This is a genomic window from Bacillus sp. BS1807G30, assembly GCF_040047675.1.
Classification (GTDB): domain Bacteria; phylum Bacillota; class Bacilli; order Bacillales; family Bacillaceae; genus Bacillus; species Bacillus altitudinis.
This window is the reverse complement of the sequence record NZ_CP157353.1, coordinates 2,453,798-2,476,474: the sequence shown is the minus strand read 5'-3', so window position 1 is coordinate 2,476,474 and position 22,677 is coordinate 2,453,798. Positions and strand designations below refer to the sequence as shown.

The 22,677-nt window shown below is 42.2% G+C and carries 18 protein-coding genes and 1 other annotated feature; of the genes, 16 read left to right on the top strand and 2 right to left on the bottom strand.

Annotated elements, in window-relative coordinates:
• The first annotated feature begins 94 nt into the window (after nt 1-94).
• Nucleotides 95-514: a YkvA family protein gene (locus ABG082_RS12750; RefSeq protein WP_058213892.1), complete on the top strand. Its 420-nt coding sequence runs from the start codon at nt 95-97 to the stop codon at nt 512-514.
• 195 nt (nt 515-709) lie between these two features.
• Here ABG082_RS12750 and ABG082_RS12745 read toward each other — a convergent pair whose 3' ends face one another.
• On the bottom strand, nt 710-1,753 hold the full coding sequence (locus ABG082_RS12745; protein ID WP_008342861.1) for a lactonase family protein: 1,044 nt from the start codon (nt 1,751-1,753) through the stop codon (nt 710-712).
• A 432-nt stretch (nt 1,754-2,185) separates the two neighbouring features.
• Between ABG082_RS12745 and ilvE the strand changes: the two genes are divergently transcribed.
• The 14 genes from ilvE (at nt 2,186) to yihA (ending at nt 20,537) form a co-directional block, all read left to right on the top strand.
• Nucleotides 2,186-3,100 (top strand): branched-chain-amino-acid transaminase, encoded by a 915-nt coding sequence (gene ilvE / locus ABG082_RS12740; protein WP_060781250.1) that lies wholly within the window; start codon nt 2,186-2,188, stop codon nt 3,098-3,100.
• A gap of 8 nt (nt 3,101-3,108) precedes the next feature.
• Nucleotides 3,109-3,356, top strand: a binding site (T-box leader).
• 122 nt (nt 3,357-3,478) lie between these two features.
• Nucleotides 3,479-5,203: an acetolactate synthase large subunit gene (gene ilvB, locus ABG082_RS12735; RefSeq protein WP_008342854.1), complete on the top strand. Its 1,725-nt coding sequence runs from the start codon at nt 3,479-3,481 to the stop codon at nt 5,201-5,203.
• Nucleotides 5,200-5,718: an acetolactate synthase small subunit gene (gene ilvN, locus ABG082_RS12730; protein ID WP_007501584.1), complete on the top strand. Its 519-nt coding sequence runs from the start codon at nt 5,200-5,202 to the stop codon at nt 5,716-5,718. The genes ilvB and ilvN overlap by 4 nt, the downstream gene beginning before the upstream one ends.
• A gap of 18 nt (nt 5,719-5,736) precedes the next feature.
• Nucleotides 5,737-6,765, top strand: coding sequence for a ketol-acid reductoisomerase (gene ilvC / locus ABG082_RS12725; RefSeq protein ID WP_007501581.1), 1,029 nt, complete (start codon nt 5,737-5,739; stop codon nt 6,763-6,765).
• Nucleotides 6,752-8,305: a 2-isopropylmalate synthase gene (locus ABG082_RS12720; protein ID WP_008342850.1), complete on the top strand. Its 1,554-nt coding sequence runs from the start codon at nt 6,752-6,754 to the stop codon at nt 8,303-8,305. Before ilvC ends, ABG082_RS12720 begins: the two co-directional genes overlap by 14 nt.
• Before the next feature lie 18 nt (nt 8,306-8,323).
• A complete protein-coding gene (gene leuB, locus ABG082_RS12715; protein WP_046344144.1) occupies nt 8,324-9,421 on the top strand; it encodes a 3-isopropylmalate dehydrogenase in 1,098 nt (365 codons plus the stop codon).
• 42 nt (nt 9,422-9,463) lie between these two features.
• On the top strand, nt 9,464-10,879 hold the full coding sequence (gene leuC, locus ABG082_RS12710; protein ID WP_007501575.1) for a 3-isopropylmalate dehydratase large subunit: 1,416 nt from the start codon (nt 9,464-9,466) through the stop codon (nt 10,877-10,879).
• Nucleotides 10,880-10,894: 15 nt separating this feature from the next.
• Nucleotides 10,895-11,494 (top strand): 3-isopropylmalate dehydratase small subunit, encoded by a 600-nt coding sequence (gene leuD / locus ABG082_RS12705; RefSeq protein ID WP_008342843.1) that lies wholly within the window; start codon nt 10,895-10,897, stop codon nt 11,492-11,494.
• A 123-nt stretch (nt 11,495-11,617) separates the two neighbouring features.
• On the top strand, nt 11,618-12,625 hold the full coding sequence (ddcA, locus tag ABG082_RS12700) for a DNA damage checkpoint antagonist DdcA (protein ID WP_008342841.1): 1,008 nt from the start codon (nt 11,618-11,620) through the stop codon (nt 12,623-12,625).
• A gap of 240 nt (nt 12,626-12,865) precedes the next feature.
• Nucleotides 12,866-14,140 (top strand): trigger factor, encoded by a 1,275-nt coding sequence (tig, locus tag ABG082_RS12695; RefSeq protein ID WP_017358146.1) that lies wholly within the window; start codon nt 12,866-12,868, stop codon nt 14,138-14,140.
• 251 nt (nt 14,141-14,391) lie between these two features.
• Nucleotides 14,392-15,657: an ATP-dependent protease ATP-binding subunit ClpX gene (gene clpX, locus ABG082_RS12690; protein WP_007501568.1), complete on the top strand. Its 1,266-nt coding sequence runs from the start codon at nt 14,392-14,394 to the stop codon at nt 15,655-15,657.
• Between the two features lie 138 nt (nt 15,658-15,795).
• A complete protein-coding gene (lonB, locus tag ABG082_RS12685; protein ID WP_007501566.1) occupies nt 15,796-17,457 on the top strand; it encodes an ATP-dependent protease LonB in 1,662 nt (553 codons plus the stop codon).
• A 171-nt stretch (nt 17,458-17,628) separates the two neighbouring features.
• Nucleotides 17,629-19,953, top strand: a complete 2,325-nt coding sequence (gene lon / locus ABG082_RS12680; RefSeq protein WP_007501564.1) for an endopeptidase La — start codon at nt 17,629-17,631, stop codon at nt 19,951-19,953.
• Nucleotides 19,950-20,537, top strand: coding sequence for a ribosome biogenesis GTP-binding protein YihA/YsxC (gene yihA, locus ABG082_RS12675; RefSeq protein ID WP_007501562.1), 588 nt, complete (start codon nt 19,950-19,952; stop codon nt 20,535-20,537). The genes lon and yihA overlap by 4 nt, the downstream gene beginning before the upstream one ends.
• 43 nt (nt 20,538-20,580) lie before the next feature.
• Here yihA and ABG082_RS12670 read toward each other — a convergent pair whose 3' ends face one another.
• A complete protein-coding gene (locus ABG082_RS12670) occupies nt 20,581-21,066 on the bottom strand; it encodes a hypothetical protein (RefSeq protein ID WP_017358144.1) in 486 nt (161 codons plus the stop codon).
• A 240-nt stretch (nt 21,067-21,306) separates the two neighbouring features.
• Between ABG082_RS12670 and hemA the strand changes: the two genes are divergently transcribed.
• Nucleotides 21,307-22,674 carry a glutamyl-tRNA reductase gene (gene hemA, locus ABG082_RS12665; protein ID WP_024718410.1) on the top strand — a complete coding sequence of 456 codons (1,368 nt, stop codon included), beginning with the start codon at nt 21,307-21,309 and terminating at the stop codon, nt 22,672-22,674.
• Nucleotides 22,675-22,677 lie beyond the last annotated feature (3 nt).

The window sequence follows — 22,677 nt, the reverse complement described above, 5'->3', positions numbered from 1 at the left end:
ACGCAGCAGCTTTCTGCTGCTTTTTGTTTGTCGAATGAGTGGATTTCTTGTATAAATAAGGTGGAAGGGCTATGCTGAATATGGAGGCGATACGATGAATCGTTCTGAGAAAAAAGAACTATTAAAGCGTTCAAAGAAGCATTTTAATGATCATGCCTTTTGGAAAAAGTTAAAAAAGACGGCACAAAAAGCTGGAGTTTCTCTTGTCTATGCTGTGTTATTACTTTATTATACATTGCAAAAACCCGAAGTACCGGTTAAAGCGAAAACCCTCATCATTGGGGCGCTAGGGTACTTTATCCTTCCGATTGATCTGATCCCTGATACATTGGTGGGGATCGGCTACACAGATGATCTAGGCGCCATCACATTTGCTCTGCTTCAAGTGGCAATGTACATTGATGACGATGTCAAAGGAAAAGCGAAAGACAGGCTGGGAAAATGGTTCGGTGAAAAAAGCGATACGTCTTTCATTGATCAAAAGCTTGAAGATGGCGGTATGCCGTCTGCTTAAAGAAAAGCCTCCTAAACGGAGGCTTCAGCGTGTAGACAAACCCTCGCATTCTTTGTCGGTCCTGCGCTTCGGTGCTCGTTCTTCCTAGACTTCAAGGGTTTTCAACTACGCTGAAAAAAAGACAAAGGGCTAAAATAAAGTTCATTTTAGCCCTTTGTCAACAATCTAATGCCTCCTAAACGGAGGCTTTTTTCATTACCCTAAAAATTTCACGCAAACCGGATGCGGAACGGTGATGTCTGATTGTAAGACAGTGAGTCGACCGGTTTCTTTGTCACGTTTGTATAACACAAGATTGCTAGATTCTTGGTTTGAACCAACGAGAAATTCTTCTGTTGGATCAAGGACAAAGTCTCTAGGCCAATTTCCTTCAGATGAAGCAATTTCAACGAGGCTTAGTTTGCCGTCATGATCTGCTTTGAAAATGGCAATGCTGTCATGTCCACGATTTCCTGCATACACAAATTGACCGTCAGAAGACACATGAATGGCGCTGCCTTGATTATTCTCTGTGAAGTCATTAGGAATGGTTGCGATCGTTTGGATCTCTTCGAAATGACCATCTTCAAAATAACGAAGTACAATGACCTCTGAGCTGAGCTCTGTCATGACATATGCCACAGGTTTCGTTGGGTGGAATGTGATATGACGAGGGCCGCTGCCTGGTTTTGTTTCAAATGTATGGGCAAGCTCAAGTTTGCCGTTTTCTTTCTTATACGTATAAATACCGTCTGTGCCAAGGTCAACAGCCACCGCAAATTGTTCATCAGGCGTCAAACCCATAAAGTGGGTGTGCGGTTTTTCTTGACGGTCTTCGTTTGGTCCAGTGCCTTCATGCTGCGCCTGTGACAGTGTGCGGATCACTGAGCCGTTTTCAGCATCAATTTCATACATCTCTGCTGTTCCTTTATGATAGTTTGCTGTAAACGCCGTTTTCGTTTGGCTGTCCACGCTGACGTGACAAGGAGAAGCCCCATCGGCAAGCTCTTGGTTGATGAAACGAAGTGCGCCGGTGTCGGCATCAATTTGATACGCAGCAAGACCGCCCTGTGCCCCTTCTTTCACAACAGCATACACAAACTTTTGAGAATCTGAGACAGTTAAATATGTAGGATTTTCAAGTTCTGCAGCCACTTCTACTTGTTCAATCTGCTGCTTGTCCGTATTTAAAGTAAAAGAATAGATTCCTTTACTGTCTCCCTTTGTATACGTTCCGATATAACCTCTGATGTTAGCCATGTATTGCCCTCCTTCTATTAGATGCTCTCATTCTATCACAAATTCATAGGAAAACGCTTTAGAAAGGCATGCTGAAGGAAAAAACAAACGCAATGAAATCTCACAATATTCTTCAAAAACCATGTGAAAAAATATCACAAAAGCTTGTTCAAAAGAAAACCGTTCATGTAGAGTAAATAAATTGAAGAAAAAATACAAAAAATTTTAAGTTTTTTCATTCCTTGTCTAGCAAAGGTGTAAGCGTATACATTTTATTTTGATTAGTCTAAATTGTCTAATAATTTTAAAAATGCTGTTGACACTGTATGGAAAGCGGCGTAAGATGGGTTCAACAAAAGCAAACAGACACGCAGAGTAAGCGTGAGACACTTCAATATAAAGTGTCTGAAAATTCAACTACTTTTTGTTTGAAAGAGAGGGTGCTCACTGAAGATGGAAGACCAAAAGGAACAGTGGATCTTTTTAAACGATGAACTCGTGAAAAAAGAGCATGCGAAAATTTCAGTTTATGATCATGGCTTCTTATATGGTGACGGTGTGTTCGAAGGAATACGTGTATATAACGGAAATATCTTTCGAATGAAAGAACACTTAGATCGCCTGTATGATTCCGCTAGATCCATTATGCTGAACATTCCATATTCACTTGAGGAGCTCACTGAAAAAATGATTCATACAGTTGAAAGGAACGGCCTAAAAGATGCCTATATCCGCCTTGTTGTCTCAAGAGGAGCCGGTGATCTTGGCTTAGATCCAAACAACTGCGGGAGAGCCAACACAGTGATCATTGTAGAGCCGCTGGCCATCTTTCCAAAGCACCTATATGAAACAGGTATTGATATTGTGACAGTACCAACGAGACGAAATCGTCCTGACGTATTGAGTCCGAAAGTGAAATCATTAAACTATTTGAATAACATTCTTGTCCGAATTGAAGCCCATATGGCCGGTGTGAGTGAAGCGCTGATGCTGAACGATCAAGGGTATGTGGCTGAAGGTTCAGCGGACAACGTGTTTATTTATAAAAAAGGCAAGCTTTATACACCGCCAGGTTATATCGGCGCACTTGAAGGCATCACAAGAAATGCCATCATGGAAATCGCAGAAGACTTAGGCTACGAAGTGAAAGAAGAACCTTTCACAAGGCATGATGTGTATACAGCTGAAGAAGTCTTCCTGACAGGAACCGCTGCCGAAGTCATCGCTGTTGTAAAAGTTGACGGCCGTATCATTGGCGAAGGAAAACCAGGGTTCCACACAAACAAACTTCTTGAACAATTCCGCAAGCGAGTCGTTGAAGAAGGAGAAAAAGTAGTCTTTACCGATGAAAACATTCACGCAAGCTAAATAGATATCGATAAACGTTGAAGAGGACTAGTAGCTTTAGAGTCAGTATCTACAGAGAGCCGGTGCTAGCTGGAAACCGGTGTTACTTTCTAAAGTGAACTCACCTCTGAGTGTCTGCTTGAAATGATAGTAGGGCAGACCGAGTGACATTGCATCACTCGTTACCAAAATGGATGAAAGATGTCCATGAGACGGCAGCATGATTTGCCGTGAACAAGGGTGGTACCGCGAAAAACAAAGCTTTTTCGCCCCTTTGACCTAGTGAAAAGTAGTGTCATTGTGGGGTGAGAAGGCTTTTTTATATGGTCTCATATCTCTATCTTGAATGGAAAAGGGTGAAAGGACTTGACTGAAGCAAGACAAAGAGGAGGAAATCAAATGGGGACAAATGTACAAATGGAGACGGAAAAATCAAATGCACCACAAACGATGAACGGTGCACTCATGTTAATTGAAGCACTCAAAAGAGAAAAAGTAGAAGTCATTTTTGGTTATCCTGGCGGAGCCGTTTTACCAATCTACGATAAAATTTACGATTCTGGTTTATTTCATGTTCTGCCAAGACATGAGCAAGGAGCGATTCACGCAGCGGAGGGATACGCAAGAGTATCTGGTAAACCAGGCGTTGTTATTGCCACATCAGGACCGGGGGCAACAAACCTAGTCACAGGAATTGCAGATGCGATGATTGATTCACTACCTATGGTTATCTTCACTGGACAGGTGGCAACCTCAGTCATTGGATCAGATGCATTCCAAGAAGCAGATGTACTTGGTATCACAATGCCAATCACAAAACACAGCTATCAAGTGAGACGTCCAGAAGAGTTACCGGGTGTCATTAAAGAGGCATTTCACATCGCAACAACCGGCAGACCTGGTCCAGTCTTGATTGATATTCCAAAAGATGTCGCTGGTATTGAAGGGACATTTGAATACGATCAGCCAATTGATTTGCCTGGTTATCAGCCGAAAATTGAGCCGAATTATTTGCAAATTCGCAAGTTAGTAGAAGCTGTAAGCAGAGCAAAGAAACCAGTTATTCTAGCAGGAGCTGGCGTTCTTCATGGCAAAGCGTCGGAAGAATTAAGGCAATATGTAGAGCAGCAGCAAATCCCTGTCGCTCATACATTGCTTGGGCTTGGCGGATTCCCGGCAAAGCATCCTCTTTTCCTAGGAATGGCGGGTATGCACGGCACATATGCAGCGAACATGGCACTACATCAATGTGACTTACTCATTTCAATCGGAGCGAGATTTGATGACAGGGTAACCGGCAACCTCAATCATTTTGCAAAGCATGCGAAGGTGGCTCATATTGACATCGACCCAGCGGAAATTGGTAAAAACATTCACACCCATATCCCAGTTGTTGGTGACAGTAAGCTAGTGCTTCAAGAACTGATCAAACAGGACGGGAAACAAGGTGAATCAGACGAGTGGAAGAGCCAGCTAAATCAGTGGAAGGAAGAATATCCACTCTGGTATGTCGAAAACGAAGCTGAAGGCTTTAAGCCTCAAAAGCTGATCGAATACATTCATCAATTTACAAAAGGTGAAGCCATTGTGGCAACCGATGTCGGACAGCACCAAATGTGGGCTGCACAGTTCTATCCATTTGAAAATGCCGATAAGTGGGTGACATCTGGTGGGCTTGGCACAATGGGATTTGGTTTACCGGCAGCGATTGGCGCGCAGCTAGCTGATCAAGAGGCAACGGTTGTGGCGATTTTAGGAGACGGAGGTTTTCAAATGACCCTGCAAGAACTTGCCGTTATCCGTGAGCTGAACCTTCCAGTGAAAGTGATTGTTCTCAATAATCACAGTCTTGGAATGGTAAGACAATGGCAAGAAATTTTTTACGAAGAACGCTACTCACATTCTAAATTTTCAGAGCAGCCAGACTTCGTGAAATTATCTGAAGCTTATGGCATTAAAGGGATCAGAATCTCATCAGACGAAGAGGCGCAAGAAAAGCTCGAAGAAGCATTAACGTCTAGAGAGCCTGTTTTCATCGATGTCAATGTAGCGAGAGATGAGAAAGTATTCCCGATGGTAGCACCGGGGAAAGGACTTCATGAGATGGTGGGGGTGAAACCTTGAAAAGAATTATTGTGTTGACTGTATTAAATCGATCAGGCGTACTGAACAGAATCACAGGCCTTTTTACGAAAAGACACTACAACATTGAAAGCATTACGGTCGGCCATTCTGAGATTCAAGATGTATCACGCATCACGTTCGTCGTCCATGTAGACCAAGAGAAAGACATCGAACAGCTGACAAAACAGCTGAACAAACAAATCGATGTCCTCAAAGTAACGGATATTACAAACCAATCAATCGTTCAGCGAGAGCTGGCTTTGATAAAAGTCGTATCTGCACCAGCATCTAGAATGGAGATCACGGGGGTCATTGAACCGTTTAGGGCTTCTATTGTAGATGTGAGCAGAGAGAGTGTCGTCATTCAGGTGACAGGTGAGTCTTCAAAAATTGAAGCACTCATTGAATTACTTAAGCCATACGGCATTAAAGAAGTCGCCAGAACTGGCACCACGGCCTTTGCGAGAGATAATCAGCAAAAGCCGCAAACAAATAAAACAATTTCAATTGTCTAAACAAAAGGAGAGAGTCAAATGGTAAAAGTATATTATAACGGTGATATTCAAGAAAACGTATTAAACGGTCAAAAGGTAGCTATCATTGGTTACGGATCACAAGGTCATGCACATGCATTGAACTTAAAAGAGAGCGGCGTAGATGTGATTGTCGGTGTGAGAAAAGGCGGATCTTATACAAAAGCACAAGAAGACGGTCATCAAGTATTCACAGTAAAAGAAGCAGCAGCACAAGCAGATGTCGTCATGGTATTACTTCCTGACGAACAGCAAAAGAAAGTATATGATGAAGAAATCAAAGATCAATTAGAAGCTGGCAACTCTCTTGTATTCGCACACGGATTCAACGTTCACTTCCATCAAATTGTTCCTCCAAGTGACGTAGATGTGTATCTTGTGGCTCCAAAAGGTCCAGGACATCTTGTCAGAAGAACATATGAGCAAGGCGCTGGTGTACCTGCACTATTTGCTATTTATCAAGATGTATCAGGTCAAGCGAAAGACAAAGCACTTGCTTATGCAAAAGCAATCGGCGGAGCAAGAGCAGGCGTTCTTGAAACAACATTTAAAGAAGAAACAGAAACGGATCTATTCGGTGAGCAGGCAGTTCTTTGTGGAGGTCTTACTTCATTAGTTAAAGCAGGTTTTGAAACATTAACAGAAGCTGGGTATCAGCCAGAGCTTGCATACTTCGAGTGTCTGCATGAACTGAAATTGATCGTTGACCTTATGTATGAAGAAGGATTAGAAGGTATGAGATATTCAATCTCTGATACAGCGCAGTGGGGTGACTTCGTATCAGGACCACGCGTTGTGGATGCAAAAGTAAAAGAATCAATGAAAGCAGTCTTGACTGACATCCAAAATGGAACATTCGCGAAAGAATGGATTGTTGAAAACCAAGTGAATCGTCCACGTTTCAATGCGATCAATGCAAATGAAAATGAGCACCAAATTGAAATCGTCGGAAGAAAGCTTCGTGAAATGATGCCTTTCGTTAAACAAGGAAAGAAAAAGGAAGCGGTGAGCGTCGGTGCGAAAAATTAATTTTTTTGACACAACACTTCGAGATGGAGAGCAATCACCAGGAGTGAACTTAAATGCACAAGAAAAGCTAATCATTGCTAAGCAGCTTGAGCGCCTTGGGGTTAATATCATTGAAGCGGGTTTTCCCGCTTCATCCCGAGGGGATTTCTTAGGCGTACAAGAAATTGCAAGAACGATTAAGAACTGTTCAGTTGCAGGACTTGCACGATGTGTGAAAGGTGACATTGATGCTGCATGGGACGCATTAAAAGATGGAGCTCAACCAAGAATACACGTCTTTATTGCGACTTCTGACATTCACCTCAAGCATAAACTAAAGAAAACACGTGAAGAAGTGGTTGAACAAGCTGTTTCAATGGTGAAATACGCGAAAGAGCGCTTCCCAGTTGTTCAGTGGTCAGCAGAAGATGCATGCCGAACAGATCTTTCTTTCCTAGCAGAAATTGTAGAAAAAGTGATCGACGCAGGCGCAAGTGTCATTAACTTGCCTGATACTGTTGGATACCTAGCACCAAAAGAGTACGGAAATATCTTTAAATATATGAAGGAACACGTTCCAAATATCGATCAAGTCATCTTGTCAGCACACTGTCATGATGATTTAGGAATGGCTGTAGCGAACTCACTTGCTGCCATTGAAAATGGAGCAGATCAAATTGAAACAGCTGTCAACGGTATTGGAGAGCGCGCAGGGAATGCTGCTTTAGAAGAAATTGCAGTTGCCCTTCATATTCGCAAAGACTTTTACCAAGTCGAATCAACTATTCAGTTGAATGAAATTAAGCGCACAAGTGATGTAGTGAGCAAATACTCAGGTATGATTGTACCGCGTAATAAAGCAGTCGTTGGAAACAATGCATTTGCCCATGAATCAGGTATTCACCAAGATGGATTCCTCAAAGAAAAAACAACCTATGAAATTATCTCTCCAGAGCTTGTAGGCGTCACAACAGATGTGCTTGTCCTTGGTAAACACTCCGGAAGACACGCGTTTAAAGACCGCTTAAAAACACTCGGCTTTAAATTGACTGAAGAAGAAATCAATAAGTTCTTCGAAACTTTTAAGAACTTAACAGAGAAGAAGAAAGAAATCACAGATGATGATTTGATCTCTATTATATTAGAAGAAAAAGTAGCAGACCGTAAAATCGGCTATGAATTTGAAAGTCTTCAAGTTCACTATGGGACAGAGCAAATGCCGACAGCAACAGTCTCTCTTAAAAATCAAGAAACGCAGGAAGTCATTCAAGAAGCAGCTACAGGTGCAGGCAGTGTAGAAGCTGTGTACAACACGCTTGAGCGCTGTATGGAGGAAAGAATTCATTTGCTAGATTATCGTATTCAATCCAATGGAAAAGGCAGAGACGCACTAGCGGAAGTATATGTCACTGTTTCAATAGAAGGAAAAGAAACAGCAGGACGCGGTGTAGCGCAAGATGTGCTGGAAGCATCGGCTAAAGCTTACGTCAATGCAGTGAATAGACATTTAATCTTTAAATCAAACCTAATAGAAATTGAGAAACATCACGCCATCTCATAAGAAAGGAGGAAGGGACTCATGAAAAAGAAAATTGCACTTTTGCCCGGCGATGGAATCGGACCGGAAGTCGTCACATCAGCCGTCGCTGTCCTGAAAGAGACAGCGGCTCAATTTCAACACGAATTTGAATTCGAAACAGCTCTCATTGGCGGTATAGCGATAGATGAAAAAAACAATCCGCTCCCTAAAGAAACAGTAGAAGTGTGCAAAAGCGCAGATGCGATTTTATTAGGAGCCGTTGGCGGACCAAAGTGGGATCAAAACCCGCCAGAACTTCGCCCAGAAAAAGGCTTGCTCTCCATTCGCAAGCAGCTGGACTTATTTGCGAACATCCGCCCTGTCAAAGTATTTGATAGCTTGAGTGAGGCTTCACCGTTAAAACAAGATCACATTAGTGGAGTGGATTTCGTCATTGTTCGTGAATTAACTGGAGGCCTCTACTTTGGCGAACCAAGTGAGCGCTACACGGATGATGAAGGAAAAGAAGCTGCGGTTGATACACTTCTTTATACAAAGGAAGAGATTGTTCGTGTATTAAAAGAAGCGTTCGACATGGCGTTAACGAGACGGAAAAAAGTAACGTCTGTGGATAAAGCGAATGTTCTCGCTTCGAGTAAATTATGGCGGGATGCGGTAGAAGAAGTTGCATCCCAATATCCAGATGTCGCATATGAGCACATGCTCGTCGATAATGCCGCGATGCAGCTAATTTATAAGCCCGCTCAATTTGATGTCATCGTGACAGAGAATATGTTTGGTGACATTTTAAGTGACGAAGCATCTATGATTACTGGCTCACTCGGCATGCTGCCATCTGCTAGTTTATCAAGCACCGGCCTTCATTTATATGAGCCGATTCATGGTTCAGCACCCGATATTGCGGGGCAAAATGTCGCAAACCCTCTGGCTACTATATTGTCAGCAGCCAGCTTGCTTAGAACATCCTTTGCTTTAGAAGAAGAAGCGGCTGCAATTGAAGCAGCTGTGGAAGCCGTTCTTGCCTCTGGCAAACGAACAAAGGACCTAGCATCAAAAGAGGGAACGTATGAAACGACTGATGATATCACGAAAGCCGTTGTAGATGCACTCAAACAACGTACGAAATCAATTGTATAAATAGAAATCTTGTTGAATTAGGTAGAGGGAGGAAAAAGGGTTATGCCTCGAACAATCATCGAAAAAATATGGGATCAGCATGTTGTCAAAAATGGCGAGGGAAAACCAGACCTTTTATATATTGATCTGCACTTGGTGCATGAGGTGACGTCACCTCAAGCATTTGAAGGATTAAGACAAAAAGGGCGCAAGGTGCGAAGACCACAAAACACATTTGCGACGATGGATCACAACATTCCGACTGTGAATCGATTTGTGATCAAAGATGAGATTGCGAAGAAGCAAGTCAGTGCTCTAGAGCGCAACTGTGCTGAATTCGGGGTCCGTCTAGCTGACCTTCACAGTGTAGACCAAGGAATCGTTCATGTCGTTGGACCAGAGCTTGGTTTAACACTTCCGGGGAAAACAATCGTGTGTGGAGATAGTCATACATCTACTCATGGCGCATTTGGTGCACTTGCCTTTGGGATTGGCACAAGTGAGGTTGAGCATGTGCTTTCCACACAAACACTTTGGCAGCAGCGTCCGAAGACACTAGAAATTAGAGTAGACGGAACGCTTCAAAAAGGGGTAACAGCCAAAGATGTCATTTTAGCAGTCATTGGCGCACATGGCGTGAAGTTCGGTTCAGGTTATGTCATTGAATACACTGGGGAAGTATTCAGAAACATGTCAATGGATGAGCGGATGACCGTTTGTAATATGTCAATTGAAGCAGGCGCAAGAGCAGGGTTGATCGCACCTGATGAAGTGACCTTTGAATATTGCCGCGGACGCAAATACGCACCGCAGGGTGAAGATTTCGAAGCAGCGATCAAAGAATGGAAAGAACTAAGAACAGATCCGGGTGCGACCTATGATAAAACCATTGTTTTAGATGGAAATCATATTTCACCAATGGTCACGTGGGGAATTAACCCAGGAATGGTGCTCCCTGTGGATGCAGCAATTCCAGGACCTGAAGATTTTGCACAAGAAGATGACCAAAAAGAAGCAAAGCGTGCTTATGAATACATGGGGGTTCACCCGCATCAGCGTATTGAAGATATTACGATTGAGCATGTGTTTATTGGCTCATGTACGAACTCAAGAATGACTGATTTACGCCAAGCCGCTTCTATGATTGAAGGACAAAAAGTAGCTGATCATGTCAGAGCGATTGTGGTTCCTGGCTCACAAAGTGTCAAACTGCAAGCAGAAGAAGAAGGTCTTCATGAAATTTTCCTAGAAGCAGGATTTGAATGGAGAGAATCTGGCTGTAGTATGTGCCTCAGTATGAATAACGATGTGGTCCCAGAAGGTGAACGCTGTGCATCTACATCAAACCGTAACTTTGAGGGACGTCAAGGGAAGGGTGCAAGAACGCATCTAGTCAGCCCGGCAATGGCTGCAATGGCTGCCATACATGGCCGATTTGTCGATGTCAGGAAGTTTAATCAAGAGAAAACAGTCGTGTAAGGAGTTGTGTCATAGATGGAGCCTTTAGTCACTCATAAAGGAAAAGCCGCTGTGCTTAACCGTATTAATGTAGATACAGATCAAATCATTCCGAAACAGTTTTTGAAAAGAATCGAACGAACAGGATATGGCCGATTTGCCTTTTTTGACTGGCGATATTTAGCAGATGGCAGTCCGAATCCAGATTTTGAACTCAATCAGCCGATTTATGAAGGAGCCTCTATTTTGATCGCAGGCGAAAACTTTGGCTGCGGATCATCAAGGGAACATGCGCCTTGGGCACTTGATGATTATGGCTTCAAAATTGTCATTGCCCCATCTTTCGCCGATATTTTTCATCAAAACTGTTTTAAAAATGGGATGCTTCCAATCCGCCTTGATTATGATGTGTGGAAAACGTTTGCTGCATCATATGAAAACAAAGGATATGAAATGACAGTTGATCTGGAAAAACAACAGATTCAAGACCATGAAGGGAATGTTACTCCTTTCGATGTAGATCCACACTGGAGAGAAATGCTCCTGAATGGCTATGATGAGATTTCATTAACATTGTTACTAGAAGATGAGATTCAGGCATTTGAAGAGAAACGTAGCAGCTGGCTGCGTGCATAAACAACGAGAAGCCGTCCCCGTGGTGTGACGGCTTCTTTTTTGCATGAAAACCTCTCGTTACTTGTGTTTACTAACCTTCGTTGGTAAACTGATAAAAAATATGCGCCCGAAAGGAACGTAAGCATGAAACATGACAAGAAGAAAGATAATGTCATTTTGTTTCCTGGTCTGAAAGAAAGACTGATTGAAAAAGGAATGGCAGCATTAAAAGATAAACAGTATCAAGAGGCGCTTCACTTATTTTCAGAAGCGAAATCGTATGATGACGATGAAGAATCCGATATTCATCTCGGTATGGCGATTTGTTTTCTAGAGCTTGGTGAGCTGCAGGATGCAAAGCGAGTATGTGAAAAGATGCTACATGAAGGATATGGACACTATTTCACTGTGCTTCAAGTGTATATGACCATCTTAATTCAGCTGAAAGAGTACGAGGAAGTCAAACAAACAATTGAGGCTGTCCTTGAAGAAAATCACCTTCCAGCAGAAAGCGCGGAGCATTTTTATAAGCTGCTTGAATTTAGCAGAAAGATGATTGAATCACCAGAAGAGATTTTAGACGAAGACGAGGAAGGCAGCGGAGAAATCAATATAGATGAAATGCTCGAGCGGCCAGAAGAGCAGGTGCAGTTCATCCATTCGCTGAAAGACCGAAACATCACGCCGCATATGGGTCTATTAAATACGATCCTACAAAAGCCTGATGGAAACCCTTTGGTCAAATCATTGATCCTGCAACTTCTGTCAGATCATGATGTGGCAAAGCCGGTTCATGTGACGAAGTTCGGTGATTCTTTAACGCTTGTTCCTTCTGAGGCTGTCAAGCCAGAGCAAATGCCACTGCTTCAGCAAGTCCTTCGAAAGCTCGATGACACACTCGGCAATGAGAACCCAACCCTTTACCAAGGGGTTGAAGAGTTATGGCGCCGGCACTTATTTGTGCTATATCCATTTCTTCCTAAATATACGGATCCGAATCTTTGGGCTGCGGCACTTCATAAAGTCGGCTATGAAATGCATGGAATCGAGATTGACCTCGAAGAATTGCATTTATTGTATGATTTTAACGAACGAGAGCTGAGAGAAGCTTGTACAATGCTGAAAGATATTGAAGAAATTTCTTATTTGTAATTTGTCGATTTAGTTGAAAGACGGACTTGTTATGTTATAATATAATGGTTGTATTTGTGCATATATCGTGCGGTTGTAAGATTCCAACGGTTGAAAGACGTTATGTATAATCAAGTCAAATGTTGTATACATAAGACCGCTTCTTTAGCGGAGTGCGTGGTTTTTGATTGGACGAAGTCTTTATGATGCTTTAGAATGTAACAACGCACAATCTGAATAGATTTTTGGAGGGAAACACACATGTCAGTAAAATGGGAAAAACAAGAAGGTAACGAAGGTGTCTTAACAGTAGAAGTTGACGCTGAAACATTTAACAAAGCACTTGATGATGCATTTAAGAAAGTAGTTAAGCAAGTATCAATCCCTGGATTCCGTAAAGGGAAAGTACCACGTGGTCTTTTCGAGCAGCGTTTTGGAGTAGAATCTCTTTATCAAGATGCACTAGATATTCTTCTTCCAGTTGAATATCCGAAAGCAATCGACGAAGCTGGTATCGAGCCGGTTGACCGCCCTGAAATCGATGTTGAGAAAATCGAAAAAGGCGAAAGCTTAATCTTCACTGCAAAAGTAACAGTGAAGCCAGAAGTAAAACTTGGTGACTACAAAGGTCTTAACGTAGAAAAAGACGACACATCTGTATCTGATGAAGATGTCCAAGAAGAGTTAAAAGCTATGCAAAACCGTCAAGCTGAGCTTGTTGTCAAAGAAGAAGGCGCAATCGAAAACGGCGATACAGTTGTTCTAGATTTCGAAGGATTCGTTGATGGAGAAGCATTCGAAGGCGGAAAAGCTGAGAACTACTCTCTTGAAGTAGGTTCTGGTTCATTCATCCCTGGTTTCGAAGAGCAATTGGTTGGTCTTGAAGCAGGTGCAGAAAAAGACGTTGAAGTGACATTCCCAGAAGAATATCATGCTGAAGACCTTGCAGGTAAACCAGCTGTATTCAAAGTGAAAATTCATGAAATCAAAGCAAAAGAACTTCCAGCACTTGACGATGAGTTCGCTAAAGATGTTGATGAAGAAGTAGAAACGATTGCTGAATTAACTGAAAAAACGAAGAAACGTCTTGAAGAAGCAAAAGAAAACGAAGCAGAAGGCAAACTTCGTGAAGAGCTAGTAGCAAAAGCTTCTGAAAATGCGGAAGTTGACGTTCCTCAAGCGATGGTTGACACTGAGCTAGACCGCATGATGAAAGAATTCGAACAACGTCTTCAAATGCAAGGGATGAACCTTGAGCTTTACTTCCAGTTCTCTGGACAAGATGAAGATGCGCTAAAAGAGCAAATGAAAGAAGATGCTGCTAAACGCGTAAAATCTAATCTTACTCTTGAAGCAATTGCTGCTGCAGAAGACTTACAAGTGTCTGATGAAGAAGTGGAAGAAGAACTTTCAAAAATGGCTGAAGCATACAACATGCCAGTTGAAAATATCAAACAAGCGATCGGTTCTACTGAAGCAATGAAAGAAGATTTAAAAGTTCGTAAAGCAATTGATTTTCTTGTAGAAAACCGTTAATATGGTGCATAATAATAAAACAGGGCGCGAGTGACTCGTGCCTTGTTTTGTACAATTTTTGACTTATCATCGCTTCTTTTGGAAACGATAGTGTAAGTCGCATCTTTCTGTCATACATATCTCAATGTGCAGTGTTACAAACACATCATTACCGTCTTTTAGGAAAGTATGGTAAAATGCATACATACTGGACCCAGAAGGGTAGCTGACTGTTAGCTACAGGCAAGTGAAGAAGAATAAGGGGTGAAAGAATGTTTAAATTCAACGAGGAAAAAGGTCAATTAAAATGCTCGTTTTGCGGAAAAACGCAAGATCAAGTGCGTAAACTGGTCGCAGGACCTGGCGTATATATATGTGATGAATGTATCGAGCTTTGCACGGAAATAGTTGAAGAAGAGCTCGGTACTGAGGAAGAAGTTGAATTCAAGGATGTTCCGAAACCTCATGAAATCCGGGAAATTCTTGATGAATATGTCATCGGACAAGAGAATGCGAAGAAATCCTTAGCTGTAGCGGTTTATAACCATTACAAGCGGATTAATTCCAACAGTAAGATTGATGATGTTGAGCTTTCGAAAAGTAACATTTCTATGATTGGACCTACAGGAAGCGGTAAAACATTACTTGCTCAAACGCTTGCACGTATTTTAAATGTTCCATTTGCGATTGCAGATGCGACGTCTTTAACAGAAGCAGGTTACGTTGGGGAAGACGTAGAGAATATTTTACTAAAGCTGATCCAAGCAGCAGATTATGATGTAGAAAAAGCTGAAAAAGGCATTATCTACATTGATGAGATCGATAAAGTAGCAAGAAAATCAGAAAACCCTTCTATCACTCGTGATGTATCTGGGGAAGGTGTACAGCAAGCCCTTTTGAAAATTCTTGAAGGAACAGTCGCTAGTGTACCGCCTCAAGGTGGACGTAAACATCCTCATCAAGAATTCATTCAAATTGATACAACAAATATCCTCTTCATTTGTGGTGGAGCCTTTGACGGCATTGAGCAAATCATCAAACGCCGCCTAGGTCAAAAAGTCATTGGATTCGGTGCGGAAAATAAAATTGAAGATCTTGAAAAAGAAGTCCTTCTATCAAAAGTTCTGCCAGAAGACTTACTTCGCTTCGGTTTAATCCCAGAATTCATCGGTCGTCTTCCGGTTATTGCAAGCCTAGAGCCGTTAGATGAAAAAGCACTTGTAGAAATCTTGACGAAGCCTAAAAATGCGCTCGTTAAGCAATATACAAAAATGCTTGAGCTTGATGATGTTGAGCTTGAGTTTGAAGAAGATGCTCTTAGCGAAATTGCGAAAAAAGCAATTGAGCGTAAAACAGGAGCTCGCGGTCTTCGCTCCATCATTGAAGGCATCATGCTTGATGTGATGTTTGATCTTCCATCTCGTGATGATATTGAGAAATGTGTCATTACTGGTGCAACGGTTGCTGATGGTGAGCCGCCTCGTCTTGTCTTAAAAGACGGTACAGTCGTGAATAAAGATACAAAAACATCAGCATAAGCCCATTTGATGACTCCTGAATCGTTTGATTCAGGAGTTTTTTATTTATCGTGGAAGTTGTGTTTATTCCGTCCAGCTCTAGGAAATACTAGCAGACAGAAACCAATACATAACGATAGATGAAGGAGGGAGCACCGATTGAGCTGGACAGGAATCGTATTATTCATACAACTGTTCTTTGGTATCGTCATCGGGTTGTACTTTTGGAACTTACTGAAAAATCAGCGCACACAAAAGGTGACGATCGATAAAGAATCAAAGAAAGAAATGGAAGCACTCAGAAAGATGCGATCCATTAAACTGAGTGAACCTTTATCAGAGAGAGTCCGGCCAAAGGGGTTTCAAGATATTGTAGGGCAGGAAGACGGTATACGTGCACTTAAAGCTGCCCTGTGTGGACCGAACCCGCAACATGTCATCGTCTATGGACCGCCTGGTGTTGGAAAAACAGCTGCTGCTCGTCTAGTGATGGAAGAGGCGAAGCGTCACGCTGATTCACCATTTAAAAAAGATGCAGTATTTGTTGAACTTGATGCCACAACGGCAAGATTTGATGAACGAGGCATCGCAGACCCCTTAATTGGTTCCGTACATGATCCCATTTATCAAGGAGCAGGGGCCATGGGACAGGCAGGCATTCCGCAGCCGAAACAAGGAGCCGTCACACATGCTCATGGCGGCGTGCTCTTTATCGATGAAATTGGAGAACTTCATCCGATTCAAATGAACAAAATGCTCAAAGTGCTAGAAGATCGAAAAGTGTTTTTAGACAGTGCTTATTACAGTGAAGAAAATACGCAAATCCCGAATCACATCCATGATATTTTTCAAAATGGGTTACCCGCTGATTTTCGACTGATTGGCGCCACGACAAGAACACCAGACGAAATTCCGCCGGCTATTCGATCAAGATGTTTGGAGATTTTCTTCAAGGATTTGGATCAGCATGAGCTGAAAATTGTTGCAGCTAAAGCAGTCGAGAAAATACAGAAGGAATTAAGTGACGAAGGACTGAACCTGTTAACATCTTATGTGAAAAATGGACGTGAAGCGGTCAACATGGTACAGATCGCCGCAGGTATGGCTGTCACTGAAAACCGAAAAGATATTACGATCGCCGATGTAGAATGGGTCATTCATTCAAGCCAGCTGACACCAAGATATGAACAAAAAGTACCGGAAAAGCCAAAGGTAGGAGTAGTAAATGGTCTTGCCGTGTATGGACCGAACAGCGGGGCTCTGCTTGAAATTGAAGTGAACATTTGTAAAGCGCTTGAAAAAGGCAGTATCAATATTACAGGTATTGCGGAAGAAGAAAGCATCGGCAATCAGTCTAAATCGATCAGACGGAAAAGTATGGCGAAGGGCTCAGTTGAAAATGTATTAACCGTGCTTCGAAACTTAGGCATACGAACAAATGAATATGATATCCACATTAATTTTCCGGCGGGTGCCCCGATTGATGGGCCGTCTGCTGGAATTGCGATGGCCACAGCCATTTTCTCAGCCATTCATCAAATCCCGATTGATCATTTAACGGCGATGACCGGTGAGATTGGATTACAAGGTCAGGTGAAGCCGATCGGCGGTGTCATACCAAAAATCAAGGCAGCCAAACAAGCAGGTGTCAAAACAGTGATCATCCCTTATGACAATCAGCAGTCGATCTTAAAAGAGATTGAAGGGGTTACGATTGTGCCTGTGAAGCACTTCCAAGAAGTGCTGGATCAGTGTTTGGTCAATCCGCCAGATGAGAAGAAAGATGGACTAGAAGAAGAAATGAAAAGGAAATCTGTTTAATCCCCATCTCATATGGGGATTTTTTAGTGAAATAGATCTTTTTTTCTTTTTCAAGATAAAAAGAAAGGGTATACTACGGTAAGATCATCATTTCTCAAGTCTTTTACATTGTACAAGACTGAAACAGGTATATTATAATGATTCATACTAGTGACGGAGGTGTCTATCAACATGGCAGATGAAATCAAAAAGAATGTTCCGCTCCTTCCGCTGCGAGGCTTGCTTGTTTATCCAACAATGGTCTTGCATTTGGACGTTGGGCGCGAAAAGTCTGTTCAAGCATTAGAACAGGCCATGATGAACGATCATATGATTTTTCTAGCAACACAGCGGGAAATTTCAATAGATGAACCAGGTGAAGAGGAAATTTTCAAAGTCGGCACCTACACAAAAATTAAACAAATGCTGAAGCTGCCAAATGGAACGATCCGAGTGCTCGTCGAAGGCTTAAATCGAGCGCAGATCGAATCCTACATGGAGCTAGAAGACTATACGTCAGTCGATATTAAAGAGTTGACAGAAGAAGAATTAAAGGACGCAGAAGCAGAAGCACTCATGCGCACTTTGTTAGATCACTTTGATCAGTACATAAAAATTTCAAAAAAAATCTCAGCTGAAACATATGCAACGGTGACGGATATTGAAGAACCTGGAAGAATGGCGGATATCGTCGCTTCCCACCTACCTTTGAAATTAAAAGACAAGCAAGAAGTGCTGGAAACAGTCGATGTCAAAAAACGGTTGAATCGGGTCATCAGTCTCATTCACAATGAAAAAGAAGTGCTAGAGATTGAAAAGAAAATTGGCCAGCGTGTCAAACGTTCAATGGAGCGAACGCAAAAAGAATATTATTTGCGTGAACAAATGAAAGCTATTCAAAAAGAGCTTGGAGACAAAGAGGGGAAAACAGGCGAAGTCAGTACGCTTATGGCTAAAATTGAAGAGTCCGGCATGCCAGATTCCGTTCGTGAAACGGCTTTAAAAGAACTGAACCGTTATGAAAAAATCCCTTCAAGCTCTGCTGAGAGTTCTGTCATTCGCAATTATATTGATTGGCTGATCAATCTGCCGTGGGGCACATATACAGAAGATCGTCTAGATTTAAAGCTTGCAAGCGAAATTTTAGATGACGAGCACCACGGGCTTGAAAAAGTAAAAGAGCGGGTACTCGAATATCTTGCTGTTCAAAAACTAACAAATTCATTAAAGGGACCGATTCTTTGCTTGGCAGGACCTCCTGGGGTAGGGAAGACGTCACTTGCTAAATCCATTGCCAAATCACTCGATCGAAAGTTTATCCGTATCTCTCTTGGCGGTGTACGTGATGAATCTGAGATCCGTGGTCATCGAAGAACCTATGTAGGTGCGATGCCGGGCCGTATCATTCGCGGGATGAGCAAGGCGGGCACGATGAATCCGGTCTTTCTTTTAGATGAAATTGATAAAATGTCTTCTGACTTTAGAGGAGATCCGTCTTCTGCGATGCTTGAAGTGTTAGATCCAGAGCAAAATCATAACTTTAGCGATCACTATATTGAAGAGACATTTGATTTGTCTCAAGTGTTATTTATCGCAACTGCCAACAATTTAGCAACCATTCCAGGTCCACTTCGTGATAGAATGGAGATTATCACGATTGCAGGGTATACGGAAGTTGAAAAAGCAGAAATTGTGAAAGATCACCTTCTGCCGAAGCAGCTAAAGGAGCACGGATTAAAGAAAGGGAACTTGCAGCTTCGTGAAGCAGCGATTTACGATATGATTCGCTATTACACGAGAGAAGCAGGAGTCCGCGGGTTAGAGCGTCAGCTTGCGGCGATCTGCCGAAAAGCAGCAAGAGCAATTGTGGCTGAAGACCGCAAACGCATCACAGTGACGGAAAAGAACTTATCTGAATTCCTCGGAAAAAGACTTTACCGTTATGGTCAGGCGGAAACGACAGATCAGGTCGGCGTTGTCACAGGCCTTGCATATACCACAGTTGGCGGAGACACCTTGTCCATCGAGGTCTCACTCTCGCCGGGTAAAGGCAAGCTTTTGCTAACAGGTAAGCTCGGTGATGTCATGAGAGAATCTGCGCAGGCGGCATTCAGTTATATTCGTTCAAAAGCAGATGAACTGAACATTGATCCTCAATTTAATGAAAAGCACGATATTCATATCCATGTTCCAGAGGGGGCGGTTCCAAAGGATGGGCCATCAGCTGGTATTACCATTGCGACGGCTCTTGTATCAGCACTCACAGGACGTCCTGTTTCAAAAGAGGTTGGCATGACAGGAGAAATTACGTTAAGAGGAAGAGTGCTTCCGATTGGCGGATTAAAAGAAAAAGCATTAGGCGCACATCGTGCAGGACTGAAAACGATTATTCTTCCAAAGGACAATGAGAAGGATATTGATGATATTCCTGAAAGTGTGAGAGAAGGATTAACTTTTATTCCGGTTTCACATTTAGATGAGGTGCTTGAGAAAGCGTTAGTAGGAGAGGGAAGATGAAAGTAACAAAATCAGATATCGTCATTAGTGCGGTGAAACCAGAGCAGTACCCGAGCGGGGGACTGCCTGAGATCGCACTTGCTGGACGATCAAATGTTGGAAAGTCCTCGTTCATTAACTCATTGATTAATCGGAAAAATTTAGCGCGTACGTCTTCTAAACCAGGAAAGACCCAGACGCTTAATTTTTACATTATTAATGATATGCTCCATTTTGTGGACGTCCCAGGTTATGGCTTTGCCAAAGTATCAAAAACAGAGCGCGAAGCATGGGGGAGAATGATCGAAACGTATATTACAATGCGTGAAGAGTTAAAAGCAGTCGTCCAAATTGTGGATCTGCGTCATAAGCCATCCGCAGATGATGTGAACATGTATGAATTTCTTAAATATTATGGAGTTCCTGTGATCATTATTGCAACAAAGGCCGATAAAATTCCAAAAGGCAAATGGGAAAAGCATGCGAAAGTCGTCAAACAGACACTCGACATTGACCCTTCAGATGAATTAATCCTTTTCTCTTCTGAAACAAAAAAGGGAAAAGACGAAGCCTGGAATGCGATCCTTGCGAAGATTAACAGCTAAAAAAAGGCATCTGCTATATGCAGATGCCTTTTTATTGTATAAGTTATTTCCTTTTTAAAAATAATAAGAGGAGACTGACGGCAATCAATACATATGGCCAGTACAATTCAAAACCGGAAGTAGGGATGGAAAGTGTGCTAAGTTGCTTCGTAATTTGTTGAAAGAAATAAAGGAATAGACCGAGTGCAATGAGAACAACACTTTCTATTCGATATTCCTTTTTCTGTGATGATTTCATCAAAAGTGCGAGGCCGATGATGAACACAATCATCGTAAATGTATCTGGCCAGTGTTCTAATTTCGGCTGAAGGATAAAGTGTAGCGCAAGGCCTGTCATGAGCATACCGATAAACACATGAGAGGTTTCCTGCTCCTTCTTTCCTTGATATAAGAAAGCAAGGCCAAAAAGCAGTACAAGTGTATACCATTTCTCCTGATCTTTCCAAATGTCAAATTGATCTCCTGAGAGAATGGCATATAGCGCTACAGCCAGCAAAGTGAGCGGTAGCAAAATAGATTTCTTCTTCAAAGATGTCACCTTCTTATAAGCAGATCATTTGTCCGCACGCGCCAAATCTGGTAAATTGCTTGAAGTGATGATATGGCATTCGATGTCGAACATTTTTCTACTATATCACAACATTTTTGAAATCTGTTCACAATTTTTATCCAGTTAAAAATGAATATATGTTATAATCATTATAAATAATTAATTCTATATTGTAATTATTATAAATTAGACAGGGCGTTGGGGGTGCAAGCTGAAGTTATGCATATTCTTGTTGTGGGTTTAGATTATAAAACAGCCCCTGTTGAGATACGGGAACAGCTGAGCTTTGAACCGAGCGAGCTCGGAACAGCGATGTCCAAGCTTAAAGAAGAAAAAAGCATTCTAGAGAATATCGTCATCTCAACATGTAATCGGACAGAGATCTACGCAGTTGTAGATCAGCTTCATACTGGTCGGTTTTATATAAAAAGATTTTTAGCAGATTGGTTCGGTTTAGAAAAAGAAGATGTCTCTCCATATTTGAAGTTTTATGAAAATGATGGAGCGGTGGAGCATTTATTCCGGGTTGCCTGTGGACTTGATTCTATGGTCATTGGTGAAACACAAATACTCGGTCAAGTGCGCTCAAGCTTTAAAGTTGCTCAAGAGGAGAAGACCATTGGTACCGTTTTCAATTATTTATTTAAGCAGGCGGTAACAGTTGCGAAGCGCTCTCATGCGGAAACAGATATTGCGTCTAATGCTGTATCTGTCAGCTATGCGGCAGTGGAACTTGCCAAAAAAATCTTTGGACGTCTTTCTGATAAGCATGTCCTTATTCTTGGTGCGGGTAAAATGGGCGAGCTGGCGGCTCAAAACCTTCAAGGTCAAGGGATTGGCCAGGTAACAGTTATCAATCGAACGTTCGAAAAGGCCAAAGAACTGGCCGGCCGTTTTTCAGGAGAGCCTAAGAGCTTGAATCAATTAGAAAAGACATTATCGGAAGCGGATATTTTAATTAGTTCTACTGGGGCTAAACAATTTGTGATCACAAAGGAAATGGTCGAAAAAGCGAACAAACAGAGAAAAGGCAGACCTCTATTCATGGTGGATATTGCAGTACCGCGTGATTTAGATCCAGCTATTTCTGAAGTAGAAGGTGCTTTTTTGTATGACATTGATGACCTTGAGGGCATTGTGGCAGCTAACCTGAAAGAGCGACGTGCAGTAGCTGAAGAGGTGGAGCTTCTCATCGAAGCTGAAATTGTGGAATTTAAGCAATGGCTTAATACGCTCGGAGTGGTTCCTGTGATTTCTGCTTTAAGAGAAAAAGCACTCTCGATTCAAGCGGATACGATGCAAAGCATCGAACGAAAGCTTCCAAACCTCACAAATCGTGAAATGAAGCTGTTAAATAAACATACGAAAAGCATCATCAATCAAATGCTGAAAGATCCTATCTTAAAGGCCAAAGAAATTGCCGGGGAGCCGAATGCAGAGGAAAAACTTTTACTCTTTAAAGAAATCTTTGATTTACAGGTTGAAGATGAAGAGCAAAAGGCAGAGCCGATGCAGGTGGAGCAAGGGGCATTTCAGCTGTTTAAAACAAATATGGCACAAGGCCTTGCTACAGTTGCCAGTGAGTGATTA

Bases quoted from the DNA above. Each gene is read 5' to 3' on its own strand.
- ABG082_RS12750 (WP_058213892.1), top strand. From the start codon at position 95: ATGAATCGTTCTGAGAAAAAAGAACTATTAAAGCGTTCAAAGAAGCAT.
- tig (WP_017358146.1), top strand. From the start codon at position 12,866: ATGTCAGTAAAATGGGAAAAACAAGAAGGTAACGAAGGTGTCTTAACA.
- lon (WP_007501564.1), top strand. From the start codon at position 17,629: ATGGCAGATGAAATCAAAAAGAATGTTCCGCTCCTTCCGCTGCGAGGC.
- leuB (WP_046344144.1), top strand. From the start codon at position 8,324: ATGAAAAAGAAAATTGCACTTTTGCCCGGCGATGGAATCGGACCGGAA.
- leuC (WP_007501575.1), top strand. From the start codon at position 9,464: ATGCCTCGAACAATCATCGAAAAAATATGGGATCAGCATGTTGTCAAA.
- ilvE (WP_060781250.1), top strand. From the start codon at position 2,186: ATGGAAGACCAAAAGGAACAGTGGATCTTTTTAAACGATGAACTCGTG.
- leuD (WP_008342843.1), top strand. From the start codon at position 10,895: ATGGAGCCTTTAGTCACTCATAAAGGAAAAGCCGCTGTGCTTAACCGT.
- clpX (WP_007501568.1), top strand. From the start codon at position 14,392: ATGTTTAAATTCAACGAGGAAAAAGGTCAATTAAAATGCTCGTTTTGC.
- ilvC (WP_007501581.1), top strand. From the start codon at position 5,737: ATGGTAAAAGTATATTATAACGGTGATATTCAAGAAAACGTATTAAAC.
- yihA (WP_007501562.1), top strand. From the start codon at position 19,950: ATGAAAGTAACAAAATCAGATATCGTCATTAGTGCGGTGAAACCAGAG.
- hemA (WP_024718410.1), top strand. From the start codon at position 21,307: ATGCATATTCTTGTTGTGGGTTTAGATTATAAAACAGCCCCTGTTGAG.
- ilvB (WP_008342854.1), top strand. From the start codon at position 3,479: ATGGGGACAAATGTACAAATGGAGACGGAAAAATCAAATGCACCACAA.
- ABG082_RS12745 (WP_008342861.1), bottom strand. From the start codon at position 1,753: ATGGCTAACATCAGAGGTTATATCGGAACGTATACAAAGGGAGACAGT.
- ddcA (WP_008342841.1), top strand. From the start codon at position 11,618: ATGAAACATGACAAGAAGAAAGATAATGTCATTTTGTTTCCTGGTCTG.